13 protein-coding genes are annotated in these 15,613 nt (G+C 25.5%); 9 read left to right on the top strand and 4 right to left on the bottom strand.

Annotated features, from left to right (window positions below):
* Positions 1 to 6: 6 nt before the first annotated feature.
* The 8 genes from ribF (at position 7) to folA (ending at position 11,234) form a co-directional block, all read left to right on the top strand.
* Positions 7 to 942 carry a bifunctional riboflavin kinase/FAD synthetase gene (gene ribF, locus IX46_RS00760; protein ID WP_053940126.1) on the top strand — a complete coding sequence of 312 codons (936 nt, stop codon included), beginning with the start codon at positions 7 to 9 and terminating at the stop codon, positions 940 to 942.
* Between the two features lie 22 nt (positions 943 to 964).
* Positions 965 to 3,775: an isoleucine--tRNA ligase gene (ileS, locus tag IX46_RS00755; RefSeq protein WP_053940125.1), complete on the top strand. Its 2,811-nt coding sequence runs from the start codon at positions 965 to 967 to the stop codon at positions 3,773 to 3,775.
* Positions 3,772 to 4,236, top strand: a complete 465-nt coding sequence (gene lspA, locus IX46_RS00750; protein WP_053940124.1) for a signal peptidase II — start codon at positions 3,772 to 3,774, stop codon at positions 4,234 to 4,236. The genes ileS and lspA overlap by 4 nt, the downstream gene beginning before the upstream one ends.
* A gap of 82 nt (positions 4,237 to 4,318) precedes the next feature.
* Positions 4,319 to 5,263, top strand: a complete 945-nt coding sequence (gene ispH, locus IX46_RS00745; RefSeq protein WP_053940123.1) for a 4-hydroxy-3-methylbut-2-enyl diphosphate reductase — start codon at positions 4,319 to 4,321, stop codon at positions 5,261 to 5,263.
* Positions 5,264 to 5,270: 7 nt separating this feature from the next.
* Positions 5,271 to 6,098: a 4-hydroxy-tetrahydrodipicolinate reductase gene (dapB, locus tag IX46_RS00740; protein WP_053940122.1), complete on the top strand. Its 828-nt coding sequence runs from the start codon at positions 5,271 to 5,273 to the stop codon at positions 6,096 to 6,098.
* Positions 6,099 to 6,276: 178 nt separating this feature from the next.
* A complete protein-coding gene (gene carA / locus IX46_RS00735) occupies positions 6,277 to 7,416 on the top strand; it encodes a glutamine-hydrolyzing carbamoyl-phosphate synthase small subunit (protein WP_053940121.1) in 1,140 nt (379 codons plus the stop codon).
* A 13-nt stretch (positions 7,417 to 7,429) separates the two neighbouring features.
* The gene (gene carB, locus IX46_RS00730) at positions 7,430 to 10,660 is read left to right on the top strand and encodes a carbamoyl-phosphate synthase large subunit (protein WP_053940120.1); all 3,231 of its coding nucleotides are present in this window, start codon (positions 7,430 to 7,432) and stop codon (positions 10,658 to 10,660) included.
* A gap of 76 nt (positions 10,661 to 10,736) precedes the next feature.
* A complete protein-coding gene (gene folA / locus IX46_RS00725; protein WP_053940119.1) occupies positions 10,737 to 11,234 on the top strand; it encodes a type 3 dihydrofolate reductase in 498 nt (165 codons plus the stop codon).
* A 57-nt stretch (positions 11,235 to 11,291) separates the two neighbouring features.
* Here the strand turns inward: folA and IX46_RS00720 are convergent, their stop codons facing one another.
* From IX46_RS00720 to IX46_RS00710, 3 genes are all read right to left on the bottom strand, one after another.
* Entirely contained in the window at positions 11,292 to 12,104 is an 813-nt protein-coding gene (locus tag IX46_RS00720) for a symmetrical bis(5'-nucleosyl)-tetraphosphatase (protein ID WP_053940118.1), read from the bottom strand.
* Between the two features lie 32 nt (positions 12,105 to 12,136).
* A complete protein-coding gene (gene rsmA / locus IX46_RS00715; protein WP_053940117.1) occupies positions 12,137 to 12,952 on the bottom strand; it encodes a 16S rRNA (adenine(1518)-N(6)/adenine(1519)-N(6))-dimethyltransferase RsmA in 816 nt (271 codons plus the stop codon).
* Between the two features lie 88 nt (positions 12,953 to 13,040).
* Positions 13,041 to 14,339: a peptidylprolyl isomerase gene (locus IX46_RS00710; RefSeq protein WP_053940116.1), complete on the bottom strand. Its 1,299-nt coding sequence runs from the start codon at positions 14,337 to 14,339 to the stop codon at positions 13,041 to 13,043.
* Positions 14,340 to 14,517: 178 nt separating this feature from the next.
* On the opposite strand from IX46_RS00710, the gene IX46_RS00705 reads away from it, so the two are divergent.
* Entirely contained in the window at positions 14,518 to 15,276 is a 759-nt protein-coding gene (locus IX46_RS00705; protein WP_053940115.1) for a DedA family protein, read from the top strand.
* A gap of 19 nt (positions 15,277 to 15,295) precedes the next feature.
* On the opposite strand, the gene rplY is transcribed toward IX46_RS00705, so the two are convergent.
* Entirely contained in the window at positions 15,296 to 15,580 is a 285-nt protein-coding gene (gene rplY, locus IX46_RS00700) for a 50S ribosomal protein L25 (protein WP_053940114.1), read from the bottom strand.
* Positions 15,581 to 15,613: the final 33 nt, after the last annotated feature.

The raw sequence follows: 15,613 nt of genomic DNA, 5'->3' as shown, positions 1-15,613 counted from the left end.
TTAATAATGAAGATTATACGAGGCATTCATAATCTTAAAAAAATAAATTCTCACTCAGTTATAAGTATTGGAAACTTTGATGGAGTGCATTTAGGACATCAAAAACTACTTTCCACAGTATGTAATATAGGAAAAGAAAATAATTTACCCACAATAATCATTTTGTTCGAACCGCAACCATTAGAGTTTTTTAATAATCGTGCGTCTCCTAAAAGGATTACAACATTTCAAGAAAAAATAAAATATATTCAATTATATAAAATTGATATTATTTTATGTATTAAATTTAATAGTATTTTTGCAAAAATGAACGCTCAAACATTTATTACGAAAATATTAATTAACAAACTAAACATAAAATTTATTATAATTGGTCAAGATTTTAAATTTGGATCTGAAAGAAATGGAGATATTTTTCTCTTAAAGAATATGAGTAAAAAATATAAGTTCATTGTTATAGAAATAGAACCGTTATACAAAAGTAACATTAAAATTAGCAGTACTAATATTAGAAAATATTTATTACAAGATAACATTAAATCAGCTGAATCATTACTTGGTAGACCATTTAATATTATTGGTCGTGTTATTTATGGTGATCAAATAGGAAGAACATTAGGTTATCCTACAGCTAATATAAAATTATATCAAAATATTGCCTTAAATAATGGAGTATATGCGGCTAAAGTACACTATAAACAAACATATTTTGGAATATGTAATATAGGATTTAAACCTAGTTCTCTTAATAAACAAAAAAATAAAACTGTTGAAGTTCATTTATTTAATACAAAAATTAATTTATATAACAAAAAAATAGAAATTTTAATACATAAAAAAATAAGAAACGAGCATTTTTTTATATCTATGCACAAACTTAAAAATCAGATTGCTCAAGATGTTCAAATTACTAAAAAATATTTCAATATTTCTAATCATTAACTAAAAAGTAAAGACAAAACTTATGTATGACTATAAAAAAACTTTAAACTTACCTAAAACAAAATTTTCTATGCGAGCTAATTTAACTCAAAAAGAACCTATAATCTTAAAAAATTGGTATGAAAATAATCTTTATCAAATAATTAGAAAAAGTAAAGAAAACAAAGAAATTTTTCTTTTACATGACGGACCTCCATATGCCAATGGGAATATTCACATTGGACATGCAGTTAATAAAATCTTGAAAGATATAATAATTAAATCAAAAAATTTATCTGGTTTTGATGCACCATATATACCATCATGGGATTGTCATGGATTACCTATTGAACAGAAAGTTGAAGAAAAAATAGGAACACATAAAAAAAAAATAAGTACTGCAATATTTCAAGCAAAATGTAGAAAATATGCAAACAATCAAGTAGATAAACAAAAAAAAGATTTTATTAAATTAGGAGTAATTGGAGATTGGGAAAATCCTTATCTTACAATGGATTACAAAAATGAAGCAAATATAATTAATACACTCTCTAAAATCATTGAAAAACAATATTTATATAGAGATTTCAAACCTGTACATTGGTGTTTAGAATGTCAATCGTCTTTATCTGATGCAGAAATTGAATATTTTGATAAAAAATCAGATGCAATTTTTGTTGCAATGAAAAGTAATGATAAAAAGTTAAAAAAAATATTAAATACTGATATCTTAAAAGAAAAAGAAATATACTTACCTATTTGGACTACTACTCCATGGACACTTCCATCTAGTCAAGCCATCACAGTGCACCCGGATTTTAAATACGATGTAATTGAAACAGAAAAGTATAATTTAATTTTAGCCACAGGATTGGTAAAAAGCACGCTTAATAGTTTAAACATAAAACATTGGAATTATTTAATTTCGATTAAAGGGAAGCAACTAGAAGGTATAAAGTTTTTACATCCGTTTTTAAATAATGTTTCATTACCTGTAATATTAGGAAAACATGTTACTCTTGAAGTAGGAACAGGAGCAGTACACACATCACCGGACCATGGACAAGATGATTATTCTATCTGTCAAAAATACAATATAAATACAATCGATTTAATTAACTATAAAGGTGATTTTAAAAAAAATATACATCCAAAATTAGATGGTATTAATATTTTTCAATCTAATAAAATTATTATAAAATTGTTAATTGAATACAATTGCTTGTTACATCGCGAATCTTTACATCATAGCTACCCGCACTGCTGGAGACACAAAACTCCTATCATATTTCGAGCGACTCCACAATGGTTTATTGATATTAACAAAAACAATTTACGCTTCAATACTATTGAAGAAATTAAAAAAGTTGCATGGATTCCTCAATGGGGGAAATCTAGAATTAAAGAAATGATTAAAAAAAGACCTGATTGGTGTATTTCAAGGCAAAGAAAATGGGGTGTTCCAATGTCTATTTTTATAAATAAAGAAACAGGAAAAATACATCCTCAGAACTCTATTATAATGAAAAAAATAGTTAAACAAGTAGAAATATCAGGAATTCAAGCATGGTGGAATATGGATTTAAAAGAAATACTAGGAGAAGAACATTATTTATATGATCAAATTTTTGATATATTAGATGTCTGGTTTGAATCGGGAAACACTCATACAAGTATACAATATAAGAACAAAAAAAACAAAAAAAATTATGCAGATATGTTCTTAGAAGGTTCGGATCAACATCGAGGTTGGTTTATGTCATCATTGATGATATCAATGTTAATTAATAAAAAAGCACCTTACTCAGAAGTTTTAACACATGGATTTGTAGTTGATGGAAATGGGCAAAAAATGTCTAAATCTATAGGCAATACTATTAGTCCTAACGATGTAATTAAAACATTAGGAGCAGATGTTTTAAGACTGTGGGTTGCTTCTTCCAACTATTCTAATGATATTTCTATTTCTAATGAAATTTTAAAACGGACATCAGATATTTATCGAAGAATAAGAAATACAGCACGTTTTATGTTAGCTAACATAAATGATTTTAATCCAAATACAGATATTATTCCTAAAGAAAAAATGATCTACTTAGATCAATGGGCTATTGCTCGAACCAAAATAGTACAAGAAGATATTATTCAACTTTACAATAAGTATAATTTTCATGGGGTAATACAAAAATTAATGCATTTTTGTTCAATTGACATGGGCTCTTTTTATCTTGATATTATTAAAGATAGGCAATATACTTTAAAAAAAAATAGCTTGGAAAGAAGAAGCTGCCAAACAGCGATATATTATATAATTCACGCGTTAGTTAGATGGATATCACCTATATTATCGTTCACTGCTAATGAAATATGGAGCTATTTACCAGGAAAAAAATCAGCATATGTATTTACAGAAGAATGGTTTAATAAATTATTTGAACTAAACATTCAAATGATATTTCATCATCAATTTTGGAATGAATTAATCGAAATTAAAAATGAAATAAATAAATTTATAGAAAAAGCAATAAAAAATAAAAAAATAAATAATTCATTAGAAGCTTCTATCACATTATATGTGACATCTGAAACAAGAAAAAAATTAAACATTTTAGGAGATGAGTTAAAATTTTTATTTTTAACATCTCAGGTATCAGTGAAAGATTATAAAGCAGCACCAACTAAGACAAAAAAAAGTGTTTTATTTTCAAAACTTAAAATTGCATTAGAAAAAAGCAATGCAAAAAAATGTCAAAGATGCTGGCATTATAATATACCTATCAATAATAATGATGAAATTTGTATGAGATGTATTTCTAATACTCAAGGGAATGGTGAAAGACGAATTTTCATATGAAAAAAATAAACAAAAAATATTTTCTAATTATAATAATTATTTTAATAATAGATATTTTATCTAAATTCTGGATTTTAAAATATTTTGATTTATATGAAAAAAAAGAAATTTTTTCAATACTAAATTTATTTCATGTACATAATTATGGCATAGCTTTTAGCATGTTTTCCAATAAAACATCATGGAATAGATTTTTTCTATCAATATTAAGTATAATAATTATAGTATTTATATTTAAAGAAATTGTAAAAACAAAAACAAACGAAAAAAAAACAGATCTTTGCTTTATTCTATCAGGCGCTATAGGAAATGTAATAGATCGTATAAATTATGGATTTGTTATAGATTTTATTGATATACATATTAATAACTGGCATTTTGCAACATTTAACATATCTGATTGTAGTATTTTTTTTGGAATGATTATGTATATAAAAAAACACATAAAAAATAAGTTTTAAATGGAATAAATGTATTGCTTCTTAATTTTCATAGTACAATATCTTGTTTTTATATAAAATACATATCTGGAGATTTTTAAAAATGGATGTTTTTTTGGCTAATCCAAGAGGTTTTTGCGCAGGTGTTAAAAGAGCCATTTTAATCGTTGAAAACGCTTTAAAAATTTATAAAACAACTATATATGTTAAACATGAATTAGTTCATAATAAACATGTTATAAAAAAATTACGTAACAAAGGGGTTATCTTTGTTGAAAAGATATCAGATATTCCAAATAATTCAATTATTGTCTTTTCTGCTCATGGAGTTTCAAAAAAAACCAAAGAACAAGCTTTAAAAAAAAAATTAATTATTTTAAATGCAACTTGTCCATTAGTGACAAAAGTACACAAAGAAGTATCAAAAGCAAGCAAAAGGAATATAGAAACTATTTTCATTGGTCATAAAGGACATCCTGAAGTAGTTGGTACGATAGGTCAATATAATAGTAAGCATAGTAAAATTCATCTAATTGAATCGATAGAAGATATAAACAAACTATCAATCAATCCAAACCATAAAAAATTAAATTTTTTTACACAAACAACATTATCTATAAATAATACTCGATCTATTATTAAACTTTTAAAAAAAACATTTCCATATATTTCTGGTCCTAAAAAAGAAGATATATGTTATGCAACAACAAATCGACAAAATGCAATTATTAAGTTGTCAAAAATAACTGATATGATACTTGTAATAGGTTCTAAAAACTCTTCCAATTCCAAGCGTCTTGCTGAATTAGGGAAAGAAATTGGAGTTTTCACTAAACAAATTGAATCATTTTTAGATATTCAAAAGAAATGGATAAAAAATAAAAAATGCATTGGAGTTACGGCAGGTGCATCTGCACCGGAATTTTTAGTGAAACAAGTTATTGAATATTTAAAAAAAATAGGCGCTCAAAATATAAAAGAAATTGAAGGAAATAAAGAACAAATAAGTTTCAATGTACCTAAACATTTAACAATTCCACAAGATTAAAAAAATTATGAATAACAAAATAACTCGCATTGCTATTACCGGAGCTCTAGGTAGAATGGGTCAGATGTTAGTACGGGAAGTAGAAAAAAACAAAAAAACTTGTTTAACTGCGGCAATAGTAAAACAAAATCATCCTTTAATTAATCATGATATCGGAAAAGAAATTGGTATAGGTAAAATAGGGGTTCTGATTCAAGATACTTTAGATGTTAACAAAAATGATTTTGATATTTTGATTGATTTTACAAATCCTCTCAGTACATTACAATATTTAAAATATTGTAAACAATTTCAAAAAAATATAATCATTGGTACAACTGGATTTTCAGAGTCAGAAATACAAATTATCAAATCTTATTCAAAAAACATTGCTATATTAATAGCATCAAATTTTAGCATTGGAATAAATTTACTATATTATCTAGTAGAAAAAACTGCTCAAGTTTTAGGAAATAATTCTGATATTGATATTATAGAATTTCATCATCGCAATAAAATGGACATACCTTCAGGAACAGCATTAACTATTGGGGAAAGTATATCAAACGTTATGAAATGGAATTTAAATGACAAGTCATTATATTATAAAAAAGGATTTAGAAAGGTCAGAGAGTCAAAAAAAATCGGATTTTCTAGTATAAGATCAGGAAATATCATTGGAAAACACTCAGTTGTTTTTACAAGCGCTGAAGAAGAAATTAATATTACTCACACAGCTTTTAATAGAGAATCTTTTGCTAAAGGTGCTGTACAATCAGTTTCTTGTATTATTTCAGAAAAAAAAGGTTTATTTGACATGAAAGATTTTTTAAAAAAAATATTTCAAAATTTATAATAAATAAATGTATATATTATATATTGAGTATTTTAAAAACTTGCGATAAATAAGATACTTATTATGATAATAGACAAAAATATTAATTTTAGTTAAAATAAAGATTTAATTTTTCAAAATATTTTACTTATTATCTTTAAAATCTAATCAATATTAAAAAATTTTTTTGGAGGATGCTTTGGGCCAATCAGCAGTATTAGTTTTAGAAGATGGCACTAAATTTCATGGACGTTCTGTTGGAGCAATAGGAGAAACTGTAGGAGAAGTGGTTTTTAATACATCAATCACCGGTTATCAAGAAATAATCACCGATCCTTCTTATTCACACCAAATCGTAACACTCACACATCCGCATATTGGCAATGTTGGAACTAATCAAAATGATAAAGAATCATCTAAAATTCACGCAAGAGGCTTAATTATTCGTGATATGTCACCAATATCTAGTAACTATCGCAGTACAAAAAGTTTTTCTTCTTATTTAAAAAAACATAATATTATTGCAATATCTGATATTGATACAAGAAAATTAACACGTATTTTACGAATAAAAGGATCACAAAATGGATGTATTATAGAAGATACAAAAGAAAACTATATTATAGCACATCAAAAAGCGCAAAATTGCTTAAGTTTACAAGGATTAGATTTAGCTAAAAAAGTAACTACTCAAGTAGTTTACAATTGGAATAAAAAAAGTTATTTTACCGATAAAAACCAGTCTTACTCTGAAAAAAAATTTTTGTTTCATATTGTTGTATATGACTTTGGTGTTAAGCAAAACATCTTACGCATGTTAGTCGATCGAGGATGTTACTTAACTATAGTACCTGCTACAACAGATTCAAAAACAGCATTAGATTTAGCTCCTGATGGAATTTTCTTATCTAATGGACCAGGTGATCCGAGACCATGTCACTATGCTATTAAATCAATTCAAGATTTTTTGAAAATTAATATTCCAATATTTGGAATATGCTTAGGGCATCAATTACTTGCATTAGCTAGTGGAGCTAATATCGTAAAAATGAAATTTGGTCATCACGGCGCAAATCATCCAGTCAGAGAAATAAAAACTAATCGTGTAATTATCACATCTCAAAATCATAGTTTTACTGTCGATACAAAACATATGCCAAAAAATATTTTTATAACACATACTTCGCTTTTTGATGGTACAGTACAAGGTTTATGTTTAACCGACAAATTAGCTTTTAGCTTTCAAGGTCACCCAGAAGCTAGTCCAGGACCACATGATGGTGCTTATTTATTCGATCATTTTATAAAATTACTTAATCAAGCAAAATTCAGTAATTAATTAGGAAAAAAAAATGCCTAAATCTACTGATATACAATCTATTTTAATTCTTGGAGCAGGTCCTATTGTAATTGGACAAGCATGTGAATTTGATTATTCAGGTGCACAAGCATGTAAAGCATTGCATGAAGAAGGTTACAAGATTATTCTTGTTAATTCCAACCCCGCTACCATCATGACTGATCCATGTATGGCAGATGCTACATATATTGAGCCTATTCATTGGAAAATAGTAAAAAAAATTATAATTAAAGAACGTCCAGATGCGTTACTACCAACTATGGGTGGTCAAACAGCGTTAAATTGTGCATTAGAACTCAATAAAAGGGGAATATTAAAAAAATTTAATGTTAAAATTATCGGCGCAACTATCGATGCGATAAAAAAAGCAGAGGATAGAAAATTATTTGAATTTTCAATGAAAAAATTGAATTTAAAAACTGCGAAATGCGGTATTGCACATAATATTAAAGAAGCACTATCAGTATTAAAAAATGTAGGTTTTCCATGTATTATTAGACCTTCTTTTACTATGGGAGGGAGTGGTGGTGGGATTGCTTATAATCAAGAAGAATTCGAAGATATTTGTGATAGAGGACTAAAATTATCTCCAACTACTGAGTTATTAATCGACGAGTCATTAATCGGTTGGAAAGAATATGAAATGGAAGTTGTACGAGATAAAAATAACAATTGCATTATTGTTTGTTCAATTGAAAATTTCGACCCCATGGGAATACATACAGGTGATTCTATTACTGTGGCTCCAGCACAAACATTAACTGATAAAGAATACCAGATTATGAGAAATGCATCTATAGCAATTTTACAAGAAATTGGAGTGGAAACTGGAGGCTCTAATGTACAATTTGCTATTAACCCAAAAAATGGTCGAATGATAGTGATTGAAATGAATCCAAGAGTTTCTCGTTCTTCTGCGTTAGCTTCTAAAGCAACAGGATTTCCAATTGCAAAAATAGCTGCAAAATTAGCAGTAGGATACACATTAGATGAATTAGCAAATGATATGACAGGAACTAATACAACAGCATCTTTTGAACCATCAATAGATTATATAGTAACTAAAATCCCAAGATTCAATTTTGAAAAATTTCCAGGATGTAACGACAGATTAACTACTCAAATGAAATCTGTTGGTGAAGTTATGGCTATAGGAAGAACATTTCAAGAATCAATACAAAAAGCAATTCGAGGCTTGGAAATAGGAGCGTCCGGTTTTAATTCTAAAATATCTCAATTAGACACTCAATTTTTAATCAAAATTCGATATGAGTTAAAAGAAGCGGGTGCAGATAGACTTTGGTATATTGGCGATGCATTTAGATTAGGAATGTCTATAAATGATATATTTGAATTAACATCTATTGATCCTTGGTTTCTTATGCAAATTCAAGAAATCATTTTGTTAGAAGAAAAAATTAAAAAAAATGGATTTATTGGGTTAAATTATAAATTTTTATATTTTATTAAAAGAAAAGGATTTTCAGATTTACGTATAGCTATGTTATTGGATAAAAAAGAACGTGATATACGTCATTTACGAAACAAGTTAAATTTACATCCCGTTTATAAAAGAATTGATACATGCTCAGCTGAGTTCTCCACTGAAACCGCATATATGTATTCCACTTGGGAAGATGAATGCGAATCTAATCCGAATAAAAATAATAAAAAAATTATTATTATAGGAAGCGGTCCTAATAGAATAGGGCAGGGAATAGAATTCGATTATTGCTGTGTACATGCTGTACAAGCATTAAGAGAAGATGGTTTTGAAGCAATTATGATTAATTGTAATCCAGAAACAGTATCTACAGATTACGATATATCTGATCGACTTTACTTTGAGCCAATTACATTGGAAAACGTTTTAGAAATAGTTAAAATTGAACAACCTAAAGGAGTTATTATTCAGTATGGTGGTCAAACACCACTAAAATTAGCACAAGAGTTTGAAAAAGAAGGAATACCTATTATAGGTACAAAACCAGATGCTATTGATAAAGCAGAAGATAGAAATCGTTTTCAAAAAATTGTAAAAAAATTAAATTTAAAACAACCGTTAAACGCTACAGTTTTCACTTTAGAAGAAGCACATCAGTATGCAAAAAAAATTGGTTACCCAATCATGGTCAGACCTTCTTATGTTTTAGGTGGAAGAGCAATGGAGATTGTTTATAAACCATCTGAGTTAGAGAACTATTTTAAAAAAACATTAAAGTCAAACAACACAAATCCAATTTTATTAGATCAATATTTAAATTATGCAACAGAAGTAGATGTGGATGCAATCTGTGATGGGAAAAAAGTTCTAATTGGGGGTATTATGGAACATATTGAACAAGCAGGGGTACATTCTGGAGACTCGGCATGTTCTTTACCAGCATATACTTTAAATCAAACAATTCAAGATAGAATTAGACAACAAGTAAAAAAACTAGCCTTGGAATTATCTGTCAAAGGGTTAATGAATGTACAATTTGCAATTAAAAATAATGAAATATATATTATCGAAGTTAATCCAAGAGCAGCTCGAACAGTTCCATTTGTTTCTAAAGCAACAGGATTAGCTCTAGCAAAAATCTCCGTACGTGTTATGTATGGCCAATCATTAAAACAACAAGGATTTATAAAAGAAATTATTCCAGCATTTTTTTCAGTAAAAGAAGCTGTATTACCTTTTGATAAATTTCAAGGTGTAGATCCTATATTAGGACCAGAAATGCGATCTACAGGAGAAGTCATGGGTATTGGAAAAAATTTTTCAGAAGCATTTTCTAAAGCAATGCTTGGTTCCCATACAAATATGAAAAAACTAGGACGTGTATTACTTTCTGTAAGAGATAATGACAAAAAAAATATTATAAATTTAGCTGTAAAATTAAAAAAATTTGGTTTTGAAATTGATGCTACTAAAGGAACATATACAGCTTTAAAAAAATCTGGCATTCTTTCTAGATTGGTAAACAAAGTATATGAAGGAAGACCTCATGTACAAGATCGTTTAAAAAATAGAGAATATGTATATATTGTAAATACAACCTCTTGTCATCAAGGATTAAAGGATTCAAAATTAATTTGTCGGAGCGCTTTACAATATAAAGTACATTATGATACAACTATTAATGGTGCATTTGCCACAGTTATGGCGTTAAACGAAGATCCAACAAAAAATATTATATCATTACAAGAAATACATAAGAAAATAAATTTAAAAAATTAAATTCTATTTTGATAACTCAACTTATTTTTATAAATATGTTGAAAAACATATTTATAACTCTTAAAAAAATTTATATATGAAAATTAGTCTTATCGCAGCTATTTCCAATAATCTGGTTATTGGAGATAAAAACAAAATACCCTGGTATCTCCCAGAAGATTTAAAATGGTTTAAAAAAAATACGATAAATAAAAACATTATTATGGGACGTTTAACCTGGGAATCTATAAAAAATTTTTTACCTATGCGTACTAATATAGTAATTAGTAGAAAAAAAATCGTTAAAAAAAATATCATATGGGCAGATTCAATTAATAGCGCCATAATCTCTTCTGTATGCTCGAAAAATAGAAAAAATGAAGAAATAATGGTTATTGGAGGATCTACAATATATCAACAAATGTTATTTTATGCTACCAAACTATATCTTACCCATGTAAATTGTAATATTTCTGGAGATACTTATTTTCCGAAGTATAAATTATTTAAAAGTTGGAACACAATATTCAAAAAAAAATTTTTTAAAGATAGAAAACACAATTATGATTTTTGTTTCGAAATATTAACAAGATAAAATTATATTTTAATTTTCAAATAAATAGATTTATATACTTATTTTAAATGATATATTTTATCCTAAATAAGATTGATAAAAACATTTTTTGTCTTCCCATCGTAGCAATAGTAATTTTCCACCCCAACAACAACCTTTATCTAATGGAAAAAATATACTAGGAACAGGCGTATCTTTTAAACTCGACCAATGTCCGAAAATAATAGAATATTTTTCTTGAAATTGATTTGATATCAAAAACCATGGTAATAATGGATACTTAACAACACTAGGAGATTTTTTACATATAAGATTTAACTTTCCATTAGGGTAACAATATCTCATACGTGTAAAAACATTCATACTATATCTTAATCGATCAATTTTGCTTAAATTAGAACTCCAATAATTTATTTTATTATTAAAAACAGACTTTAAAAATAAAGCATAATCATTACTTAATAGAGATTTTTCAATTTCTAAAGCACATGCTTTCATAGTCTCTAAATTCCATTTTGAACTAATCCCCGCATGTACCATAATAATTTTTTGTGTTTCATGAATTTTTAAAATAGATTGAGAACGCAACCAATTGATCAATTGATCACTGTCTTTGGCAGATAAAAAATCTTCAAAATAGTTTTCCTTTTTATTGGCCTTTATTCCAGAATAAACTGCAATTAAATTTAAATCATGATTTCCAAGTACTATATTTATTCTGTCTTGTATAGAATATAAATATCTAATTACTTGTAATGAATTAGGACCTCTAGAAACTAAATCACCTGCAATCCATAAATAATCTGTTTTGATATTGAAATTTGATTTTTTTAAAAGTATTTTGAATTCTCTATAACAACCATGAATATCACTAATAAAATAAGTACTCATTTTTTTTCTACTTTAAAATATAAAATATATGTTTAAATACAAACATGTTCCTGATGAATATTATTTTCTATCATATAATTAGATAACTGACAATATTGTAATATAGAAATATTCTCAGGTCTTAATTTGGGATTAATATTTAATTTTATAAAAACTTTTTCAGAAAATATTTTACCTAAACTATGACGTAATATTTTTCTTCTTTTTTGAAAAGCTAAATTTGTAATATAACTAAGAACGTTTACATTATAAGTAAAATAAGGGAAATAATCAGTATAAGGTGTCAAATTAAGAAAAATTGATTCTACTTTAGGAACTGGTTTAAAACATTTTGAAGACACATGCAATAAAACTTTTATATTACAATAATATTGAGAAATAATACTTAAACGACCATATAATTTACTACCTGGAGTTGCAATTAAACGTTCAGCAACTTCTTTTTGTAGCATAAAATTCATATCTTTAATAATATTAATTCTTTTAAATAAATGCAATATTAAAGACGTAGAAACATGATATGGTAAATTACCAAAAATTCGAACTAATTTATTTTTTTTATTAAATAACTTTATGTAATCAAATGCTAAAGCATCTTGATGATATACTGTTAATTTTGAATAAAATGAGAACTGTTTTAATCTATCTAATAAAATTTTATCAATTTCAATCACAATTAAATGATCTATCAAATCACAAATAGGTCGAGTGATAGCAGCTAATCCCGGTCCAATTTCAACCAATATTTCATTTAACTGCGGATTAATAAATTTAATTATTTTTTTAATCACACTCAAATCTACAAGAAAATTTTGACTAAATTTTTTTATAGGAATATGCTTTTTCATTTAAATTTTTTTCAACTCATCATATTACATAATTTTAATTTTAAAAAATATTATTTTTTTATCTTATTCACATTGTTCCAGTATCATATTAATATTGAAAAATATTAATATAAGATGAATTTTTCATTTTTTCAATCCAATTATTTTTTTCTTTTGTGATGTTATGTTGTAACAACATTTGATAAATTTTTTCTTTTTCAATTTTCCATCTTTCATCTATTTGACGTGTTTCTAATAATCTGATTATATGCCATCCATATTTAGATCTGATTGGTTTACTAATTTCATTGTTATGTAAATTTTTTAAAATATTTTTAAAAGCACCATCAAAGGATTTATTTGATATCCAACCTAAATCGCCTTTTTTATGGGATGAATAAAAATCACATGAGAAATTTTCTACAGCATGCTCAAAACTATAATTATTTATTTTTATATTGTTATATATTTTAAAAATATCTTTTTTAGCTTGTATGTCATCTAAAATAATAGAAGGACATATGAAACAATGTTGAATATGAAATTCAGTAATTATTTTTTTGATGCTATTATTTTCAATATTGTTTACTTTGATAATATAAAAACCTTTTTCTCCTAAAACAGGGCCTAATACTTGATTGTTTTTAAAAATATTCAGCGTGCTAGGAAAAATTTTTTTTAAGTTTTTTAAGTGTTTTAATGATACATGTTTTGATAAAAAAATATTTTTATTTTTTTTAAAAATTTTATAAAAATAATCGAAATTAGAATTGTTATTAATCATTTCAAAAAGATGATTAATTAAAAATTTTTTATTTTTAATGATTTTATCATTTTCTCTTGGTGAAAACGGTAAAATAATAAATTTTAAATTAATTCTTTTTAATTCATTCTGTTTTTGTATTTTTTGAGCTAATAAATGATATATTTCTTTTTCAGATACATGAACATTTTGCTTTAAAAAATAATCCTGTAACATTTTGATTTTTAATGAATTCTTTATATTTTCTATATAATCATTATAATTAAAAAAATCATTAGTATTATTTAATATAATATTACTTTTTAATTCATTCAAAGTAATATGCTTTTCGAAAGCAATATTTCTGAGTACTGTATCTACTTGGGTATCAGAAACTACAATGTTAAATTTTTTTGATTCTTCTAAAATTAAAGAATCTATAATTAATTTTTCTAATATTTTATCTCTAAAAAAATTAATTTTTAAAGGAACTGTAACTGAATTTTTTTCTTGTTTTAAATAAAACAGTACTTGATTTATATCACTATCTAATATAACTTGATTATTTACAATAGCAACAATTTTATCAATTTCAAAAATCTGAGCAAAACAACTCGAAAATAAACTTGAAAATATATATAAAATTACAATAAAATAAACTCTCATTTTTATTCTTCTTTACATTCTCTTTATTTTAAATTTTTTATTATAACGATTTTTATATTATAATGATATTCTAATATCAAATATTTACTTGAGATTTTTTCAAAAAAAATATAAAGTATAAAATATATTTAATTTCACATAATATATTAAAATTAATACAATTATATAATGGATATCTATGGAATATTGGTTAACATCTTTAATAACACATTCTTTAATATATTCACTGTGCATAGTAGGCATTATTTCTTTTTTAGAATCTCTTGCATTGATTGGTTTATTACTACCAGGAATAGTATTAATGGCAACATTAGGTACATTTATAGGTAATAAAAAATTGTTTTTTTATCCTGCTTGGATTGCAGGAATTATCGGATGTTTATTAGGAGATTGGTTGTCATATTATATTGGACTATACTTTAAAAAGTGGTTACACAATTTATCTTTTTTAAAAAAACATCAAAAAATATTAAAAAAAACTGAAACATTATTGCATAAACACAGTATGTTAACAATATTAATAGGTCGTTTTATAGGTCCAACTAGACCATTAATACCTATGGTTTCAGGTATGTTAAAATTACCATTAAAAAAATTTATTTTTCCTAGTTTTATAGGGTGCATATTATGGCCTCCAGTTTATTTTTTTCCAGGAATTATTGCAGGTATAACTATTAATATACCCACAGATTCCAGTAATAATTATTTCAAATGGTTTTTATTAATTATTGCTATTTTCATTTGGATAGGCATATGGTTGATATCAAAATGGTGGAAAATAAAAAAAATAAAGAACAAAGATAATATGAATATTATACAAAAAAATATTGGATTTATTGCACTGATATTTTTACTATTTGGATTTTTTGGATTGATATTGATACAATTCCATCCCACTATGATAATTTTTAGACAAGTATTATCAAGCATATTATAATTTTTTCAAACTAATATAATCAAATATATAAAAAATCAATATGTAATAATTTTAGTTTAAATGGATGTCTTTGTATAGATTTAACTTTTACTGCATACTCTTTTCCTGCAATTAATAAAGATAACGTTTTTTGATAAAAATCTATTTTTTTTTGTAAATTAAAAACAGAATTATGATCTAAAATTAGAGGTATAGGAATTTTATTTAACCCATATAAAATGGCTGGAAATTTATTTTGCATACGTAATTTTCTACTAAAACTTTTTCCTTTTTTTTCTCTTACCTTTGCATTGATAATCAGCATAATAAACTCTCTCTTATAATGAAAAATATATAT

Source organism: Buchnera aphidicola (Aphis glycines) (assembly GCF_001280225.1).
In the GTDB taxonomy this organism is placed as follows: Bacteria; Pseudomonadota; Gammaproteobacteria; order Enterobacterales; family Enterobacteriaceae; genus Buchnera; species Buchnera aphidicola_E.
This window is presented reverse-complemented; position numbering and strand designations above follow the sequence as displayed.

Excerpts from the sequence above, each read along its gene's own strand:
- ribF (WP_053940126.1), top strand. The coding sequence starts at position 7 with ATGAAGATTATACGAGGCATTCATAATCTTAAAAAAATAAATTCTCAC.
- ileS (WP_053940125.1), top strand. The coding sequence starts at position 965 with ATGTATGACTATAAAAAAACTTTAAACTTACCTAAAACAAAATTTTCT.
- lspA (WP_053940124.1), top strand. The coding sequence starts at position 3,772 with ATGAAAAAAATAAACAAAAAATATTTTCTAATTATAATAATTATTTTA.
- ispH (WP_053940123.1), top strand. The coding sequence starts at position 4,319 with ATGGATGTTTTTTTGGCTAATCCAAGAGGTTTTTGCGCAGGTGTTAAA.
- dapB (WP_053940122.1), top strand. The coding sequence starts at position 5,271 with ATGAATAACAAAATAACTCGCATTGCTATTACCGGAGCTCTAGGTAGA.
- carB (WP_053940120.1), top strand. The coding sequence starts at position 7,430 with ATGCCTAAATCTACTGATATACAATCTATTTTAATTCTTGGAGCAGGT.
- folA (WP_053940119.1), top strand. The coding sequence starts at position 10,737 with ATGAAAATTAGTCTTATCGCAGCTATTTCCAATAATCTGGTTATTGGA.
- IX46_RS00720 (WP_053940118.1), bottom strand. The coding sequence starts at position 12,104 with ATGAGTACTTATTTTATTAGTGATATTCATGGTTGTTATAGAGAATTC.
- rsmA (WP_053940117.1), bottom strand. The coding sequence starts at position 12,952 with ATGAAAAAGCATATTCCTATAAAAAAATTTAGTCAAAATTTTCTTGTA.
- IX46_RS00710 (WP_053940116.1), bottom strand. The coding sequence starts at position 14,339 with ATGAGAGTTTATTTTATTGTAATTTTATATATATTTTCAAGTTTATTT.
- IX46_RS00705 (WP_053940115.1), top strand. The coding sequence starts at position 14,518 with ATGGAATATTGGTTAACATCTTTAATAACACATTCTTTAATATATTCA.
- rplY (WP_053940114.1), bottom strand. The coding sequence starts at position 15,580 with ATGCTGATTATCAATGCAAAGGTAAGAGAAAAAAAAGGAAAAAGTTTT.